Below are 17,941 nucleotides of genomic sequence, written 5' to 3'. Positions count from 1 at the left end.
CGGCCGGAGACGGGGTATCAACATATCTGGCGTTGATTTTTGGCACGCTGTTGAGTTCTCAAGGAACGGACGCTTCCTTTGTACTCACCCGCAGAACATCTTCTGGGGCTTTCCTCCGGGCGCTTCCCTTCGGTCTTGCGTTTCCGACTCTATCAGATCCTTTCGGGCCTGATTCCCAGTCAGCGGGCTTGTCTTCTGCGGCTGTTGGGCCGTTCCGACGTCCCTAACTTTAGCGGATTCTCCCGGCAGTTCCTAATCGGGCTGCCGAGTCCAAATCGAATAGAATTCGGGCACGCCGAATTCATCCCATTGGGAGATCGTGCTGAAGGTTTGGGTGCCGCATCAGCGGCGGAGGTGCCACCGCAGAACCGTTACGGCTCCGTGGCAACTCGAAGAACCTTACGGACCGGGCAGGGCAGTGTCAACCTCCCCTGTCAAGATCTTTAATCCAGGTCGCTGAGCCGGCCGCCCGCGTCAGGCTGAGCGTGCTCCACGCGCCGTAGAAGACGGGTCAGGACCTCGCCCAGGACGCCCCGGTCCTCCGCGGAGAGGTCCTGGAGGAGGTCCTCCTCGAAGACCGTGGCCAGGCGCATCGCCTCCAGCCACTTCTCCCGGCCCTCGCCGGTGAGCTCCACAATGACGCGCACGCGGTTGGACTCGTCGCGCTCCCGGGTGACGAGCCCCTCCGTGACCATGCGGTCGATGCGGTGGGTCATCGCGGCCGGCGTCAGGCCCAGCCGTTTGGCGAGGTCGCTCGGGCCCATGCGGTACGGGGCACCGGAGAGGACGAGCGCCTTGAGGACCTCCCACTCGGCGTTGCTGATGCCGAGCGTGGCGGTCTGGCGGCCGTAGGCGACGTTCATCCTGCGGTTGAGGCGGCCCAGCGCGGAGACGATCTTCTCGACCTGGGGGTCGAGGTCCCGGAACTCGCGCTGGTAGGCGGCGATCTGTTCTTCGAGTGTCGGCTCACTGACGCCGGGGGTGTCGCCCATGGCCGAAGTATCGCACGGGGCCGCTTGGCGTTGAAGTCCTTCGAGGTGTACTGTTTAGGTCTTCTAACTTTAGCTTCGAAGTCTTCACCCCGAACAGCTACGCGCGGAGACTTCACGATCAAGGCAGGTGAAAGTGACCAGGGCGATGGGCGCAGCGATGCGCCGGATCCACGTCGGCAACGCACTTGGAGCGTTCGGGCTGGGCTTTACGGTCCCCTTCCTCTACGTCTATGTGGCGCAGGTGCGGGGACTCGGCTCCATGACGGCGGGCGTCGTGCTCGCCGTCTTTGCCGTGGCCGCTCTTGTCGTGCTGCCGTTCGCCGGGCGGGCCATCGTCCGGCGCGGCCCGCTTCCGGTCCTGCTCACCGCCCTGGTCACCGCCGCCGTCGGAGCAATGAGCCTCGGGCTCGCGAACAGCGCGACGACCGTGGTGCTGTCGGCGGCCGCGCTCGGTGCCGGGCAGGCCGTCATGCAGCCGGCGCTCGCGACGATGATCGTGGACTGCTCCACCACGGAGACCCGGTCCCGGGCGTTCGCCATGCAGTTCTTCCTGCAGAACCTCGGGCTCGGCGTCGGTGGTCTGATCGGCGGCCACATCGTCGACACCTCGCGTGCGAGCTCCTTCACGCTGCTGTTCGCGATCGAGGCGGCGATGTTCCTCGTGCTCGTCGTGATCATGTCGACGGTGCGGATGCCGCACGCTCCGAAGGTCGGCGGTGCGCCGCAGGGCAAGGGTGGAAGCCTGAAGCAGCTGATGGGCAACCGGGCCATGGTGCAGCTGTGCGTGCTGGGCTTCGTGCTGTTCTTCGCCTGCTACGGCCAGTTCGAGTCGGGGCTCTCCGCGTACGGCGTGGAGGCGGCCGGGATCTCGACGTCCGCGCTGGGTACGGCGATGGCGGCGAACACGGCGATGATCGTGGTCGCGCAGTTCGCCGTGCTGAAGTTCGTCGAGCGCCGGAAGCGGTCCCGGGTGATCGCGGCCGTGGGGCTCATCTGGGCCGTCGCCTGGGTCGCAGCCGGGTACGCGGGCCTCGGGCACGGGAGCCAGACCATGGCGACCGCCGCGTTCGTGTCGACGTACGCGCTCTTCGGTCTCGGTGAGGCGATGCTGTCGCCGACGGTGGCCCCTCTGGTGGCCGACCTGGCGCCGACGGGGCTGGCGGGTCAGTACAACTCGGCTTTCGCCCTGGTCAAGCAGCTCGCGCTGGCGATCGGTCCGGCGGTGGGCGGCCCGATGGGGGCGTCGCTGCACGCGCCGTACGTCGTGACGTTCCTGCTGTTCTCGCTGGGCATCACGTTCTTGGCGATGCGGCTGGGGCGACAGCTCACCCCGGTGCAGAACCAGCCGTCGCTGGCGAGAAGCCGCGTGGTCGCGCAGGGAAACACCCCGGCGGAGCCGGTACCGGCGAACGCCTGAGCCGGAGGGGCTGATTTCAGCCCGGCTTTCAGCCCGGCAGAACGAACTCGCACCACACCGCCTTGCCTCCACCCGGGGTGCGTCGCGAGCCCCAGTTGGAGGCGATCGTGGCGACGATCGCGATGCCGCGGCCTGCCTCGTCGGCGGGCTCGGCGCGGCGGCGGCGCGGCAGGTGGTCGTCGCCGTCGGTCACTTCGATGATCAGGCGGCGGTCGGTGCGGCGCAGACGCAGGCGCATGGGCGGGGTGCCGTGCTGGAGGGAGTTGGCGACGAGTTCGCTGGCCGCCAGGACGCCGAGGTCGTGCAGTTCGGTGGGGAAGCGCCAGCTGGTCAGGACGCCGGAGGCGAAGGCACGCGCGCGTGGAGCCGCTTCCACGCCGCCGAGCAGCTCAAGGGCGGCGTTGCGGAAGAGCTCGCCGTCGGGGCCGGTGCGGGCGGGGTGCTGGAGGACCAGGACGGCGACGTCGTCGTCGTGGTCCGCGGTGACGCCGGCCGAGCGGACGAGACGGTCGCAGACGACCTGAGGTGTGCCGGTGGCTCCGGACAGGGCGCGCGCGAGCGCGGCGATGCCCTCGTCCAGGTCGGCGTCGCGCCGCTCGACGAGGCCGTCGGTGTAGAGGACGGCGGTGGAGCCGGGGCCGAGCGCGACGGAGCCCGAGGCGTGGATCCAGCCACCGGTGCCGAGCGGGGGCCCGGTGGGTTCGTCGGCGCGGACCACGGTGCCGCTCTCGTCGCGTACGAGGATCGGCAGGTGGCCCGCGGAGGCGTACACCAGGCGTCCCTCGTTGGGGTCGTGGACGGCGTACGCGCAGGTGGCGATCTGGTTGGCGTCGATCTCGGTGGCGAGGCCGTCGAGGAGCTGGAGGACCTCGTGCGGGGGCAGGTCGAGGCGGGCGTACGCGCGAACGGCCGTACGGAGCTGGCCCATGATCGCGGCCGCGCGGACCCCACGGCCCATGACGTCGCCGATGACGAGCGCGGTGCGGCCGCCGCCGAGGGTGATCACGTCGTACCAGTCGCCGCCGACCGCGGCCTCCGTGCCGCCGGGCTGGTAGGTGGCGGCGATGCGCAGGTCGTCGGGCTCCTCCAGTTCCTGCGGCAGGAGTGAACGCTGGAGGGTGACGGCGGTCTCGCGCTGCTCGCGTTCGCTGGCGCGCAGCCGCTCGGCGGCCTCGGCGTGGTCGGTGACGTCGGCGGCGAAGATGAGCACGCCGCCCGCGCTGTCCTCGGGCACGTCGACCGGGGTGCACGTGAACGTGTAGGAGCGGCCGCCGGGCGCCTTGCGGGACTTGACCGTGCGCGGCTTGGAGCTGCGCAGCACCTGGTCGAGGAGCGGGAGCAGGCCGAGTTCGTCGAGTTCGGGCAGGGTCTCGCGGGCGGGGGCGCCGACGGCGCGGGCGCCGAAGGCCGCTTCGTAGGCGTCGTTGACGTACGCGACGCGGTGGTCGGGTCCGTGCACGAGGGCGACGAGCGCCGGGACGCGGTCGAGGACCTCGCGGACCGGCAGGTCGTCGATGGCGGGCACGCACGGCGGGTCGTCGGTCAGCTGCTCGGCGCGGGCCGCGGGCACGGAGCCTTCCCCTCGCCGGTCCGGGGTGACCGCGGGGTCGGTCCGTGCCGCGGCGCGGCGCTGCGTTCCGGGGAGCCGGGCGCTCCAGCGCGTGAAGTTCACGAATCCATGCCTTGTGTTTGTCGTCTCCGGCCTGCTCCGGATCCGGCCGGGGGTCCGACCCGCGTGTGCAGACGCTCTGTAGCACTGCGCTCCCGGGGGATACAGCACTGGGGAAGAAGCCTCGTTGGTTCGATGAGCGTGCGCTCGTGGGTTCGGTGAGCGGGCGGTGGGCCCGCCCGAGGTCATGGACCAGTCTGGCCGACCGGACCGGCATCCGTCAGACGCCGGCCCTTCCGGTGGAGTTCCTGGGTCCGCTCAGGACGACCCCTTCGGGTCCTGAGGAGGCTTTCCACCGGCCGCGAGTTCGAACTCCGCCCGTGGGTGTTCGAGCGACCCGAGGGACACGATCTCCCTCTTGAAGAGCCCTGACAAGGTCCATTCGGCGAGGACACGGGCCTTGCGGTTGAAGGTGGGCACCCTGCTCAGGTGGTAGACGCGGTGCATGAACCACGCAGGGTAGCCCTTCAGCTTGCGTCCGTAGACGTGTGCGACGCCTTTGTGCAGTCCGAGGGCCGCGACGGAGCCGACGTATTTGTGCGCGTACTCCTGGAGGGGCTGTCCGCGCAGTGCGGCGGCGATGTTGTCGCCGAGGACCTTGGCCTGGCGTACGGCGTGCTGGGCGTTGGGCGCGGTCTCCTTGCCGGGTTCCGCGGCGGTGACGTCGGGGACGGCGGCGGCGTCGCCCGCGCCCCACGCGTGCGTGACGCCGTCGACCGCCAGTTGGGCGGTGCACTTGAGGCGGCCGCGTTCGTTCAGCGGGAGGTCGGTGGCCGCGAGGACGGGGTGCGGTTTCACCCCGGCGGTCCACACGACCGTGCGCGTCGGGAAGCGGGATCCGTCGCTCAGGACGGCGACCCGGTCGGCGCACGAGTCGAGGCGGGTCTCCAGGCGTACGTCGATGTTGCGTCGGCGCAGCTGGGTGACGGTGTACTTGCCCATCTCCTCGCCCACCTCGGGGAGGATGCGGTTCGAGGCCTCGACGAGGATCCACTTCATGTCGTCGGCCTTGACGTTGTGGTAGTAGCGCGCGGTGTAGCGGGCCATGTCCTCGAGTTCGGCGAGCGCCTCCACTCCGGCGTAACCGCCCCCTACGAAGACGAAGGTCAGGGCCGCGTCTCGGATCGCCGGGTCGCGGGTGGAGGAGGCGATGTCCATCTGCTCGATGACGTGGTTGCGCAGGCCGATGGCCTCTTCGACGGTCTTGAAGCCGATGGCGTACTCGGCGAGGCCCGGGATCGGAAGGGTGCGCGAGATCGAGCCGGGGGCGAGGACGAGTTCGTCGTACGTCAGTTGCTCGGTGCCCCCGTCCTCCGCGGTGGCGAGCGTGCTGAGGGTGACGGTGCGCTTGGCGTGGTTGATGGACTGTGCCTCGCCGATGACGACCCGGCAGCCGTCGAGGACCCGGCGCAGGGGGACGACGACGTGGCGCGGGGAGATGGATCCGGCCGCGGCCTCGGGAAGGAAGGGCTGATACGTCATATAGGGGTCGGGCGAGACCACCACGATCTCCACGTCGCCCCGCCCGAGTTCGGGTTTGAGCTTCCGCTGCAGACGCAGAGCGGTGTACAGCCCCACGTAGCCGCCGCCGACAATGAGAATGCGCACAGGTTCCTTCACCATCCCATGACGCACCCAGCTCTGGAGTTTGTCCACAGGCCCGGCAATTTGTGTGACCGGCCGCCGTCGGCGCGGAGGGTTGGCCGATTTGTCGGAGTGCGGGGAAGGTTCGCAGGTCAGCGGGTGTGAGCGGGGTGGCAGTAGGGGGCGCAACCGGGACGTATCCGGCCCGTACTCCGATCGGGGGGCGCTCCGTGCGGAACCTGCCCCTTCTGAATTGACCCCCTCTCAACTATGTTCGTGTGTCGACGGGGTGTAGGGGGATGCGCTCGGCAGGTCCGGACTGGGACCTGTGAAACATGCTTGTTCCCGCACGCCCCGGCTGCCAATGGCGGGGAGAGTCTCCGGGGGGAGACGTCATTACCGGGGGAACGCTTATGCACATTCAGGACTCTCATTGGTCGTCCGCGTCTGCCATCACATCCGGTGGCGCGGTCGGCGCGGCGGCGGGCAATGGGCGCGGTCCGGGAGACGGACCACGTTCCACACCGCTGCGCGTGGATGCACAGCGCAATCTTGAGCACGTACTGCGCGCGGCGCGCGAGGTCTTCGGCGAGCTGGGGTACGGCGCGCCGATGGAGGACGTGGCGCGGCGCGCGCGGGTCGGTGTCGGCACGGTGTACCGGCGCTTCCCGAGCAAGGACGTGCTGGTCCGGCGGATAGCCGAGGAGGAGACCTCCCGGCTGACCGACCAGGCCCGGTCCGCGCTCGGCCAGGAGGACGAGCCGTGGTCGGCGCTGTCGCGCTTCCTGCGGACGTCCGTGGCCTCGGGTGCGGGGCGGCTGCTGCCGCCGCACATCCTGCGGGTCGGTGTCGCCGACGAGCGGGCCGACGGAGTCGTGGTGGACGAGGCGCGGGTGCCGCAGCAGCGGACGCAGGCGACTCCGGAACTGCGGCTGGTGGAGCAGCGCACGGCGCCCGAGGCGGAGGCGCTCTCGCCCGACGGCGACGAGTTCGACGCCGGTGCGATCGCGCTGCTCGAGGTCGTCGGGCAACTCGTGGAGCGGGCGCGCGAGGCCGGCGAGCTGCGGGCGGACGTCACCGTGGCGGACGTCCTGCTGGTGATCGCCACGGCGGCGCCCTCGCTGCCGGACGCGGCGCAGCAGGCGGCGGCCTCGGCACGGCTGCTGGACATCCTGTTGGAGGGACTGCGGTCGCGGCCGTTGTGAGCAACGACGGCCGCCGTCGGAGACGACCGGCCGTCGTCCGCGTCATCGGTCGTGGTGAGCCGCCGCGGCTGTAGTGAGCGGCATCCGGCGCCGTGAGACGACGCCCGGTGTCGTGAACGGGTGCCTCGGCGGACTCCTGGTCTGGGCGCTGCGCAGCTCGCCTGCGGACGGCTCAGGCGGCGTGGATGGTCATGTGCGCGCGGGGGGCCGCCCGCGCACGGATGCCGTCCTGGCTTCAGCCGTCCCGCCCTCGGCCGTCGTGCGCTCGGCCGTCGTGCGCTCAGCCGTCGTGCGCTCAGCCGTCGTGCCCTTTGGCCGTGCTCCCGCTCTCGCATGCGGGCTATTCGGTTGAATCATCAACTCCCGCACGAGAAACGTTCGTTGACTATTCCCCAATCGGGTGACCGCTAGTGCTCCGGTGTGCCAAAACCCCCCGGACGAGTGGTTGGCCCGTACGGCCGGGCTCTGTCCGGCGGCTGTGTGGCACGCTGTCCCGGTATTCGGGTCCGAGTGTGCAGGCGGGGGCTTTCCGCGATGAGCGTTGACGGGCGGGACGAGTCATCCGGTGACGGTGGCGCCGAGACCGGTGGGCTGCCCTCACAGTCACAGCAGGTGCCGAGCCAGGGTGGCCCGTCGTCCGGCAACTCGGGCGGCTCGGACGGCTTCCGTGGCGTGTCGACGCCGGGTCCTGTCGGTGGCTCCGGTGCCGTCGGGGATGTACCCGAGCCCAGTGTTCCGCCGCAGCGCGAGCGGCGTGACGGCGGGATTCTGCCGCCCCCGCGCGAGCAGGACGCAGATCTGCCGCCCTCCGACGCCGACCTCATCGAGCGGATGCGCTCGGGCGACGACACGGCGTACGAGGAGCTGTACCGGCGCCACGCCGAGGCCGTGCGCCGTTACGCCCGCACCTGCTGCCGGGACGGGCACACCGCGGACGACCTGACGGCCGAGGTCTTCGCCCGCATGCTGCAGGCGGTACGCGGCGGCCACGGCCCCGAACACGCCGTACGCGCGTACCTGCTGACCACGGTCCGCCGGGTCGCCGCGAGCTGGACCAAGTCGGCCAAGCGCGAGCACCTCGTCGACGACTTCGCCGTGTTCGCCGCGCAGGCCGCCCGCAGCTCCGAGATCTCCGACGACGACACACTGGATCTCGGCGCGGACGTGCGCGCGATGCACGAGGCCGAGCAGTCCATGGCCATGCAGGCGTTCCGGTCGCTGCCCGAGCGCTGGCAGGCCGTGCTGTGGCACACCGAGGTCGAGGACGAGTCGCCGAGCTCCGTCGCCACGCTCTTCGGCCTCGACGCGAACGGCACACGCGTCCTGGCCAGCCGCGCCCGCGAGGGCCTCAAGCAGGCCTATCTCCAGGCCCATGTGAGCACCACGCTCACCATGGACGAGGAGTGCGCGCGCTACGCGGACCGGCTCGGCGCGTACGCGCGCGGCGGGCTGCGCACCCGTGCCGAGCGCGGGCTGCGCAAGCACCTGGAGGAGTGCGCCAAGTGCCGGCTGGCCGCGGGCCAGATCAAGGAAGTCGCCAGCGGGATCCCCGCGGTCGTGCCGGTCGCCGTCATCGGCTGGTTCGGTGCCGCCGGGTACGCGAAGGTCGCCGCGCTCATCGCCGGGGGCGCCGGTGCGGGTGCGGCGGGAGCAGCAGGTGCGGCCGCCGCGGCGGGCGGCAGCTCCGGCGGGGCGGGCGTCGGGGGCGCGGCGGCCTCGGAGGGGCTGGGCGCACCGGTCAAGGCCGGTATCGCGGCGGGCGTCGTCGCGGTGGCGGCCGCAGCGGTGGCGCTTGCCCTGGTGGGCCACGACAGCCCGGCCAAGAAGCCCGAGGCAAAGCCGGCCACCTCACCCGCGGTGGAGGCCCCGGAGCCGACCCCGACCCCGACGCCGTCGCGGAAGCCCGCGCCGAGGCCTCCGGTGGTGGCGCCCGAGCCGACCCCGACGCCGACACCCACCCCGAAGCCCAAACCGACACCCAAGCCGACGCCGACCCCGACACCCACGAAGGCGAAGCCGAAGCCCACCCCGACCCCGACGCCGACACCCACCCCGAAGCCCAAACCGACCCCACCGCCCGAGCCGGTCGTCTACCAGTGGAACGAGCTGCAGTACAGCATCACCGGCGACCACACCCAGCCCGAGATGCGGCTCGGCGAGAGCAGTTGGGTGTGGCAGCGCTGGGGTGTGTCGATCGGGCACAAGACGTACACGCACGGCGTGACCGTCCACGGCGAGTCGTCCGTCACCATCGATCTCAACCGCAACTGCTCCGCGTACGACGCCCTGGTCGGCGTCGACGACATGACGCTCGGCCTCGGCCGACTGCGCTTCTCGGTCTACGCCGACGGGGCCCGACTCTGGCGGTCACGGCTGATCACCGGCCATGACCAGGCCGTCCCTCTGCACGTGAACCTCACCGGCCGCAAGACGATCCGCCTCGTCGTCGAACCCCACACCCCGTTCGACTCGGTGGCCCTGGGGGACTGGGCGGAGTCGAAGTTCCTGTGCACTTGAGGTCTCCTGAGCGCACGGCGGAGCTCTAGGCGACCGGAATTTCCACCAGTGCCTCGGCCAGGTCGCGCAGCGCGTCGTCGGGGGTGAAGGCTTCGCCCGCCGCCCGCTCGGCGGCGTAACGGACCGGGCCCAGGGCCAGGGTGGCTGCGGACTGGGTGCGTTCGGCGTCCCTGTGCTGCTGCGGAGGCCGCGGGTGGCCGCCGCGCCAGCGGTCACCGGCGGCGAGCAGACGGGTCGCGCGCGCATGGTCGCCGAGCTCGGCCAGCAGCTCCGCCGCGCCGTCGGTGAAGCCCCCGAGGACCACCTCGGCGCACCGGCCGGCCAGCGCCTGGCGCAGGGCGTCGACGAACTTGCGCAGACCGGCCGCCGGTCCGGACTCGGCGGCCGTGACGATCGCGTCGACCCAGTTCAGCGTCGCCATGAACTGCGGGGGCGGGTCACCCTGGAAGCTGCTGTCGCGCGCCTCCTCCCAGAGTCGGCGGGCGTAGCCGATCTCGTGGTCGTCCATCGCTATCTGGGCCCGCAGCAGTTGGACGAACGCGCGGGAGTCCGCCACCCCGTATCGGTCGGAGGCCTCGCTCGCCTCGTCCAGCCCGGCCAGGGCGCGGTCCCGCTCCCCCGAGCGGTAGGCGATCTCGGCGAGCCGCGCCAGCAGGAAGGGCGCCTCGGCGTATGCCCCCACTTCGTAGGCGAGCCGGAGGGCCTCCTCGTACTCCCCCTTCGCCTCCTCGAAGGAGCAGCGCGCCATGGCCGCCTCACCGGCCGCGCTGCACACCTGGGCCCGTACCCAGCGGTCCCCCACACGGCGGCTGAGCACGCGCAGCTCCGCGAGGTCGTCGTCCACGCCGAACATGCCGCCCAGGGAGTCGACGGCCATGTGCGTACGGAACATCAGGGCGACGGCGACCTCCCAATCCCCGCCGTATACACGGCAGTTGGCGACTGTGGCGTCCAGCGGGGCGCGCACGGCGGCAGGACCGTCCACGAAGAAGGCCGCCAGCGGCCAGACGATGCCCGGCATACGCGCGGCTTCCGGGCCGCCCTTCGCGAAGGCGGACCGCACCCGGTCGGCGTACTCCGGCATCCGGCCTTTGCGCATCGCCTCCAGTGGCCCCGACTCCACCACCATGAACAGGTGGAACATGCGCAGCCGCATCCGCATGATGTGCAGCGGGTGGCGCTCCTCGTGCTCCGCGAAGTCGAGGAAGGCGGTCACCGGGTCGAAGGCGTCCAGTTGCCCGAGGAGGGTCTCGCTGCCGACGTCGGGAGCCGCGCACCGGACGACGCCCCGCCCTGCTGCAGACGGTCCACCCGGGTCGATCGCGTCGAGCGCCACGCCCAGCCGCAGGACGCGGTCCGTCCACTCCGTGCCCTCGCGGCGGAGGTTGCGCAGCCACCAGAACCAGCTCATGGCGAGGACGAGGGCACCGGCCTGCTCCTCGTCACCGGCGACGGTGCTGCGGTAGAGGGCGGCGCGGATGTTCTCCAGCTCCGTCTCCAGGCGCTGGATCCACGGGAGTTGTTCGGCGGAGCGCAGCAGCGGCTCGGCCTTCTCGACGAGGGCGCGCGCCCACGACCGGTGGCGGAACTCGGCGGCGGCACGCAGCTCGGGGGTTTCGGCGGCGCGCTCGGTCGCGTACTCGTGGATCGTCTCCAGCATGCGGTAGCGCATGCTGCCCGTGCCGTCTCCGTCGTACGCGACGATCAGGGACTTGTCGACGAGCGCTCCGACGAGGTCGGCGGCGGGCCCGCTGCAGACGGCCTCGGCGGCCCCGAGGTCCCAGCCGCCCGCAAACACCGACACCTCGCGCAATGCCGTGCGCTCCCGCTCGTCGAGGAGGTCCCATGACCAGTCGACGACGGCGCGCAGGGTCTGCTGGCGGGGCAGCACGGTGCGACTTCCGGAGGTGAGCAGGCGGAAGCGGTCGTCGAGCCGGTCGGCGATCTGACGCGGAGTCATCAATCGCAGCCGGGCGGCGGCCAGCTCGATGGCCAGCGGCAGGCCGTCGAGCCGCCGGCAGATCTCGTCCACGGCGCCGGCCTCGCCGTCGCCGTCCGGGTCGGGGCGGACCGCGGCGGCACGCTCCATGAACAGCCGGTGCGCGGGGTCGGGCGGCAGGGGTTCGACCGGGCGCACCAACTCGCCCGGTACACCGAGGGGTTCACGGCTGGTGGCAAGGATGGTGAGCCCCGGGCAGTGCGTCAGGAGGGTCTCGGCAAGCTCGGCCGCGGCGGCGATGACATGTTCGCAGTTGTCAAAAATCAGGAGTCGGCTGCGCTGGGCGCAGTACTCGAGGAGCAGGGCGACCGGGTCGTCCTTCGGAACCGCCAACTCGTTGGTGATCAGCGCGGTTTCGCGCAGACCGAGGGCACTGACAACCGCGCCAGGGACCGCCTCCGGCCGGTCGAGCGGGGCGAACTCGACCAACCATGCCTGCGGAAGCCCGGCGGCGGCTTCCTCGGCAAGACGGGTCTTTCCCGAACCTCCTGGTCCGGTCAGAGTGACCAGGCGGGCCCTGTGTACATCCGAACGGATGGCGTCGAGCTCGGGTTCCCGTCCGACAAAGGAGTTCAAACGAGGACGAATATTCCCGGTCCGCTCGCCCCGCGAGACAAATTCCGCCCCCTGCCGACCCGTTCCCTGCCGACCCGTCCGAGGGCCCGCCCCGTCGCCCTTCCCCTCCAACAACTGTGTGTGCAGGGTTCGAAGTTCCGGCCCTGGGTCGGCGCCCAGTCCGTCCAGCAGGGTGCGGCGCACCCCCTCGTACGCGGCGAGGGCGTCCGCGCCGCGCCCGGAGTCGCGCAGCGCGCGTATCAGCAGCGCCTGGAGCGCCTCGTCGTACGGGTGGGCCTGCGCCAGCTCCTTCAACTCCGGTACGGCATCGGGGGCGCGGCCGAGCCGCAGGTCCGCCTCGGCGCGGGCGCGCGTCGCCTCCAGGCGCAGGGCCTCCGGGCGGGTCGCGGCAGTGCGGTCGGGGAGGTCGGCGAGGGCGGGCCCGCGCCACAGGGTGAGGGCCTCGCGCAGGGTGCGGGCGGCGGTGTGCGCGTCGCCGCGGCCGAGGGCGTCCTTGCCCTCCTCCACCCGGCGCTCGAAGACGAAGAGATCCACGTCGTCGCGGGTCGCCGTGAGCCGGTATCCGCCCACCTCGGAGGCGATCGCGTCCTTGCCGACGGCCCTTCGCAGGCGCCCTACCAGCGCCTGCAGCGCCGCCGACGCGTCGGCCGGCGGGGCGTCCGCCCACACCTCGTCGATCAAAGCCTCCGGCGTGGCGGTACGGCCGGTTCGGTGGGCCAGGGCGGTCAGCAGGGCGCGTACGCGGGGGCCGCCCACGGGTACGACAGCTCCCTGCTCGTCCTCGGCCTGGGCCACACCCAGAATTCTGTACCGCACCTCCCCATTCTCCCCGCCCTCGCGCCCCACGCCACGGGGTTTCCCCGGCAAGCCGCAACCCACCTCCGGGGTGGGCGGGCAAACCCCGGGCACCCCTTGTCCGGGCAGTCACCCGGGGTGGGTGGGCAAACCCCGGGCTCCCCTTGCTTGAACGCTCACCGGGGGTGGGTGGGCAAACCCCTCTCGCCTCTGGTTTGAACGCTCACCCGGGGTGGGTGGGCAAACCCTGGGTACCCCTTGTTTTCTTGTCACCCGGTGTTGGTGCCGGCCGGGGGTGGGTCACGCAGCCCGGCGCTTACGAGGCGCCGCTGCGCCCACCCGTGCCGCCCCTAGCGGCACGATTGCCCGCAGTGACGCGGCTCCGCCGGCCCCCCGGCGCCACACGCACCGCAGAAACGCGGCTTCGCCAGCCCCCCGGCGCCACACGCACCGCCACAGCGTGGGTGGGCAACCGCCCTGACCCGCACGATTGCCCGCAGCTACGCCAGCCACCCGCAGTGAGCCGCATCCGCACGCCCCACTCCCCGGCCCCCACGCCCCCGCAGCCGCGTACGCACGGAAGGGTCCGTGCCGGTACGTCTCTGCCCGTCGCGTAGCAGGCCCCCAGCCAAGCTCCGCCGTGCTAGACCCCCGGGCAGTACGCCCACGCGGCGACGGGCAAGACGTACCGGCACGGACCCGACCCACAACACACCCCCCTGCGAACGGCGCCCACGCCAGCAGACGTACCGGCACGGACCCGACCCACCCACCGACCCCCACGCGAACGGCGCCCACGCCAGCAGACGGCACGGACCCGACCCACAACACACCGCACCCCCTACGACAGGCGCCCCCGCCAGATCACGCCCCGCCCCCCGCCAACGCCCGCCCCTGCGGCCGGATCCCCGCCGGCACAGCCCGCTGCCGCGCAGGCGTCCCCGTCCAGCAGGTGCCCCGCCGCGCCAGCAACCGTCGCAGCCACAGCTCCAGGGAGACCAGGTCGGCGAGACCGTCGAGCGGGAGAGGTTCGCCGTCCGCCGCCGCGCGCAACGCTTTGCGGACCACTCTCGCCTCGACCAGCCCCGCCTGCGCGAGCAACGGCGTGTCGAACAGCGCGACAAGCTGGTCGACAGCGACCCGCAGCCCCGTGCGGGCGGCCGCGGCCGAGGAGGCGTGGGACGGCGCGCCCCACCCGGGCGGCAGGTCCGCGACCCCGGCGCCCTCCAGGACCGTACGCAGGATCTCCGCTCGCGCCCCGGGCCGCACCCGCAGCGCCTCGGGCAGCGCCCGACAGGCCCGTACGACCTGGTTGTCCAGGAACGGCGCGTGCAGCCGCTGGAAGCGGATCTCGGCGGCCTGCTCCAGGACGCGCAGATCCGCCGCGACCCGCGCGAGCGCAGCCCGCGCGCGGAAGTCACCGGGCCGCTGCCCGGGCCCGACCCCCGCCCGCCCGGTCGAGGCCCCCTGCAGGCGAACCGATACTTCAGCAAGAGCCTCACCGGTCAGCCACCGCGCGGCGGGCCCCGGTCTGGCCCACGTGAGCGCGGCGAGGGATGCCCCCACGGCGCCCCCCGGCTCCTCGAAGCGCCGGTGCAGCAGCCGCTCGGCGAGCCCGTCGACGCCGGTGCGGTACGGCGTGCGGGCCAGTTTGCGCGCAGCGCCGTACACGCGCGCGGGGACCATCACCGAGCCGTCGGCCTTCGCCAACGCGGCGACGGGCCGCACCAGATGACGGCGTTTGCGGTCCATCAGCAGATCGGCGAGGCGCGCCGGATGCGCGTCGAGCACCTGCCGGGCCCCGGACCCCGTGAAGTGGTCCGCGCTGCCGGAGGCGAGCCGGGCGCGGTGCCGGGCGGCGGTCACCAGCGACGGCCCGGGTTCGTCGGTGAGCGGCCCCTCCAGGTCGGCGTACGGAAGGACTTCCTCGCCGCCTGCGACGACGACGTGATGCAGCCGGGGGTTCGCGGCGAGCGTCCCCGCCCGCTCCAGCTCGGCCTCGCGCCCGCCGACGACGAGGTCGTTGAAGGTGACGGCCAGCAGCCGCTCCCCCGCGCCGGTGCCGTGCCCGAGGACGGTCCCGGGCGCTCCGGGCAGCCCCGCCGCGAGCAGGGCAAGCGTGCCGGAGGCGGGTCCTCCGGAGAGGTCGGCCCCGATGCCGGGTACGGGCATTCCGCGGGCGGCGCGCCGCTCGGCGGGCCCCATTCCGGGTACGGGCCCTGGGTCCACGTCGGAGCCGGGCACATGCCGGGGCGCGGCGAGACGCGCGCGTACGGCCTCGACGAGCGCGTCGCGTACGGCGTCCACGGCGCTGGCGGGGTCGGCGGAGGGCGCGGCGACGGCGAGGGAGGCCACCGGCTCGTACCCGGCGATCTCCCGTGCGCCGGTGCGCAGGATCAGCGCGTGCCCGGGCGGAATGCGCCGTACTCCCTCGTAGGGGGTGGAGTCGTGGACGGCGGCCGGTACGTCGGGGGCGGCGAGCAGCGCGGCGAGGTGCCCGAAGTCGAGGTTGGCCTCGATGAGGTCGGCGAGGGGCAGCGCGGCGGTCGCGTAGGCGGTGCCGCCCGCCCAGGGGGTGTAGAACACGGGCCGGGCGCCCGCGAGATCACCGCAGACGGTCAGCCGGCGGCCGACCTGGACGACCGCGGTGTAGCTGCCGGACCAGTTGGTGAGATGCCGAAGTGCCCCTCCGCGCGCGGCGAACAGCCCGACCCGGAGTTCCTCGTCGGTCGCGCCGCAGGTGCCGAGGACCGCGATGCGGGTCTGCGCGTCGGCCTTCACGATGCGGACCTCGTCGGGGCGCCAGTCGCCGACCGCCCAGAGGGGATCGGGGTCGCCCCACAGGAGTTGGGAGCCCACCGGATGAACGGTCTCGCCGCCGCTTCCCGTCGCCCCGGCCGAGCCGAACTCGGGCGCCCTGGCGGCGGTACTGCTCCACCCCACCAACCACCGCATCGCCGCCTCCACAGGCTGTGGACAACCAGTGCACCGTACGAACTGGGCACCATGCTGCCACGAAGAAGGCACACGGGAGGCTCTGTGCGGCGGCTTGCGCCCCCTCGAACGCGCCCCCGAGCACGCCCACGAGGAAGAGCTACCGCGGGAAACCCCCGGGGACTTGGCAACCGTTCAACGGCCACCCCCCAGGTAACCCGGACACGATCCAGAGGCGATCCGACGCCGATATGGAGACGATCCGGCAGCGATCCAGGGCAGTTCGGCGACGCGAATGCGCCCCCGATACACTCCCCCAAAACGCCTAACGCGCCCTCAACTAGCGTGGTAGACGCGCTATTTACCCCGCTGACCCACCGTCGATTTTCGGCCAAATCGGCTACGAGGGACGGGGAACGGACACGCTCCGTACAGGCTGACCGCACCGCTTCGGCAACGCACAGTCCGGGAGGCGGAGTTCGCCTCCCGGACCGGTCCGCCGCCCGCGGGGATGTAGGCGGCGGTGTCCCCCAGCCCACTGGATCCAGTACAGCGGGCCGACCCACGCAGGTTCATGGAAGCGCTCCCCCGGTGGCCGGAGAAGAGCGCACGGACGGGCGCACGGCCACACAACGGGAGCACGCCGCAACCGTCCGTACTTCCGTACGGACCACAATCTCGCCATCCGGAACCATGCCTCTTAACGCTTGGGATGCGGCGAACTACGCTGGGTTTACGAATGCCGCGTGGTTATGCCAACGCGGCAGCCGTCTGTGTCGAGGGGTGGCGCAATGTCCAGGGAGCAACGCGGGCCGAACGAAAAACTCGGCGCCGTTCTCGCCCTCGCGGGAATCAGCAACGCAGGACTCGCGCGACGCGTCAACGACCTTGGCGCTCAACGCGGGTTGACACTTCGCTACGACAAGACGTCGGTGGCGCGCTGGGTGTCGAAGGGAATGGTGCCGCAAGGTGCGGCGCCGCACCTCATCGCCGCCGCCATCGGCCAGAAGCTCGGCCGCCCGGTGCCGCTCCACGAGATCGGCCTGGCGGACGCGGATCCCGCACCCGAGGTGGGCCTCGCCTTCCCACGTGACGTCGGCCAGGCCGTGCGGTCGGCGACGGAGCTCTACCGTCTCGACCTCGCCGGACGCCGGTCAGGCGCCGGCGGCATCTGGCAGTCGCTGGCCGGATCATTCGCAGTGAGCGCATACGCAACGCCTGCCTCACGCTGGCTGATAACCCCGGCCGACAGTTCGGTGGCGCGCGACGCGAACCTCGGGGAGGGCTCCGGAGCACTGCTGAAAGTCGGCCACAGCGATGTGCAGAAGCTCCGTGAGGCCGCCGAGGACGCCAGGCGCTGGGACTCCAAGTACGGAGGCGGCGACTGGCGTTCCTCCATGGTTCCCGAGTGCCTGAGGGTGGAGGCGGCACCGCTGCTGCTCGGCTCGTACTCCGACGAGGTCGGCAGGGCCCTCTTCGGGGCCAGCGCCGAACTCACCCGCCTCGCCGGCTGGATGGCCTTCGACACCGGCCAGCAGGAGGCGGCCCAGCGGTACTACATCCAGGCGCTGCGCCTCGCCCGAGCGGCCGCCGACGTACCGCTCGGGGGCTACGTACTGGCCTCGATGTCCCTCCAGGCGACCTACCGCGGCTTCGGCGACGAGGGCGTCGACCTCGCCCAGGCCGCCCTGGAGCGCAACCGCGGCCTCGCGACGGCCCGCACCATGAGCTTCTTCCGTCTGGTCGAGGCACGCGCGCACGCGCGCGCCGGTGACGCCCAGGCGGCCGGCGCCGCCCTGAAGGCGGCCGAGGGCTGGCTGGAGCGCTCCCGCGACGGCGACCACGACCCGTCCTGGCTCGGCTTCTACTCCTACGACCGGTTCGCCGCCGACGCTGCGGAGTGCTACCGCGACCTGAAGGCGCCACGCCAGGTCCGCCGCTTCACGGAGCAGGCGCTGTCGAAGCCGACGGAGGAGTTCGTACGCTCGCACGGACTGCGGCTGGTCGTCTCGGCGGTCGCCGAGCTCGAATCGGGCAATCTGGACGCGGCATGCGAGCAGGGCGTACGGGCGGTGGAGGTCGCCGGGCGCATTTCCTCCGCGCGCACCACCGAGTACGTGAAGGACCTTCTGCACCGCCTGGAGCCGTACGGCGACGAGCCGCGCGTGGTGGAGCTGCGGGAGCGCGCCAGGCCGCTGCTGATGGCTCCTGCCTGACCTGCGTGACGTTCGTGGGCCTCCCGGGTTTGAGGGC

9 protein-coding genes are annotated in these 17,941 nt (G+C 72.0%); 4 read left to right on the top strand and 5 right to left on the bottom strand.

Features of this window, described 5'->3' with window-relative positions:
• Nucleotides 1-443: 443 nt before the first annotated feature.
• Nucleotides 444-992, bottom strand: coding sequence for a MarR family winged helix-turn-helix transcriptional regulator (locus ACN6LB_RS41360; protein ID WP_356147282.1), 549 nt, complete (start codon nucleotides 990-992; stop codon nucleotides 444-446).
• Between the two features lie 145 nt (nucleotides 993-1,137).
• On the opposite strand from ACN6LB_RS41360, the gene ACN6LB_RS41355 reads away from it, so the two are divergent.
• Entirely contained in the window at nucleotides 1,138-2,409 is a 1,272-nt protein-coding gene (locus ACN6LB_RS41355; protein ID WP_356147307.1) for an MFS transporter, read from the top strand.
• 28 nt (nucleotides 2,410-2,437) lie between these two features.
• Here ACN6LB_RS41355 and ACN6LB_RS41350 read toward each other — a convergent pair whose 3' ends face one another.
• Nucleotides 2,438-4,081, bottom strand: coding sequence for an ATP-binding SpoIIE family protein phosphatase (locus tag ACN6LB_RS41350; protein ID WP_356147285.1), 1,644 nt, complete (start codon nucleotides 4,079-4,081; stop codon nucleotides 2,438-2,440).
• Between the two features lie 255 nt (nucleotides 4,082-4,336).
• Nucleotides 4,337-5,701 (bottom strand): NAD(P)/FAD-dependent oxidoreductase, encoded by a 1,365-nt coding sequence (locus tag ACN6LB_RS41345; RefSeq protein ID WP_445030378.1) that lies wholly within the window; start codon nucleotides 5,699-5,701, stop codon nucleotides 4,337-4,339.
• 374 nt (nucleotides 5,702-6,075) lie between these two features.
• Here ACN6LB_RS41345 and ACN6LB_RS41340 point away from each other — a divergent pair, with 374 nt between their 5' ends.
• On the top strand, nucleotides 6,076-6,867 hold the full coding sequence (locus ACN6LB_RS41340) for a TetR/AcrR family transcriptional regulator (protein WP_445030377.1): 792 nt from the start codon (nucleotides 6,076-6,078) through the stop codon (nucleotides 6,865-6,867).
• A 534-nt stretch (nucleotides 6,868-7,401) separates the two neighbouring features.
• A complete protein-coding gene (locus ACN6LB_RS41335) occupies nucleotides 7,402-9,384 on the top strand; it encodes a sigma-70 family RNA polymerase sigma factor (protein WP_445030376.1) in 1,983 nt (660 codons plus the stop codon).
• Between the two features lie 25 nt (nucleotides 9,385-9,409).
• On the opposite strand, the gene ACN6LB_RS41330 is transcribed toward ACN6LB_RS41335, so the two are convergent.
• Together ACN6LB_RS41330 and ACN6LB_RS41325 are read right to left on the bottom strand one after the other, a co-directional pair.
• Nucleotides 9,410-12,775, bottom strand: a complete 3,366-nt coding sequence (locus ACN6LB_RS41330) for a BTAD domain-containing putative transcriptional regulator (RefSeq protein WP_445030375.1) — start codon at nucleotides 12,773-12,775, stop codon at nucleotides 9,410-9,412.
• 843 nt (nucleotides 12,776-13,618) lie between these two features.
• On the bottom strand, nucleotides 13,619-15,709 hold the full coding sequence (locus ACN6LB_RS41325) for an asparagine synthase-related protein (RefSeq protein WP_356143579.1): 2,091 nt from the start codon (nucleotides 15,707-15,709) through the stop codon (nucleotides 13,619-13,621).
• A gap of 770 nt (nucleotides 15,710-16,479) precedes the next feature.
• On the opposite strand from ACN6LB_RS41325, the gene ACN6LB_RS41320 reads away from it, so the two are divergent.
• On the top strand, nucleotides 16,480-17,904 hold the full coding sequence (locus ACN6LB_RS41320) for an MFS transporter (RefSeq protein WP_445030374.1): 1,425 nt from the start codon (nucleotides 16,480-16,482) through the stop codon (nucleotides 17,902-17,904).
• Nucleotides 17,905-17,941 lie beyond the last annotated feature (37 nt).

The sequence above is a fragment of the Streptomyces sp. SAS_270 genome, from assembly GCF_052543295.1.
Note: the sequence above shows the minus strand (reverse complement) of the source record. Positions and strands in the feature narration are given on the sequence as shown.

Coding starts and splice junctions, on each gene's coding strand:
- ACN6LB_RS41345 (WP_445030378.1), bottom strand. CDS start 5,701: ATGGTGAAGGAACCTGTGCGCATTCTCATTGTCGGCGGCGGCTACGTG.
- ACN6LB_RS41335 (WP_445030376.1), top strand. CDS start 7,402: ATGAGCGTTGACGGGCGGGACGAGTCATCCGGTGACGGTGGCGCCGAG.
- ACN6LB_RS41320 (WP_445030374.1), top strand. CDS start 16,480: ATGTCCAGGGAGCAACGCGGGCCGAACGAAAAACTCGGCGCCGTTCTC.
- ACN6LB_RS41355 (WP_356147307.1), top strand. CDS start 1,138: ATGGGCGCAGCGATGCGCCGGATCCACGTCGGCAACGCACTTGGAGCG.
- ACN6LB_RS41340 (WP_445030377.1), top strand. CDS start 6,076: ATGCACATTCAGGACTCTCATTGGTCGTCCGCGTCTGCCATCACATCC.
- ACN6LB_RS41360 (WP_356147282.1), bottom strand. CDS start 992: ATGGGCGACACCCCCGGCGTCAGTGAGCCGACACTCGAAGAACAGATC.
- ACN6LB_RS41325 (WP_356143579.1), bottom strand. CDS start 15,709: ATGCGGTGGTTGGTGGGGTGGAGCAGTACCGCCGCCAGGGCGCCCGAG.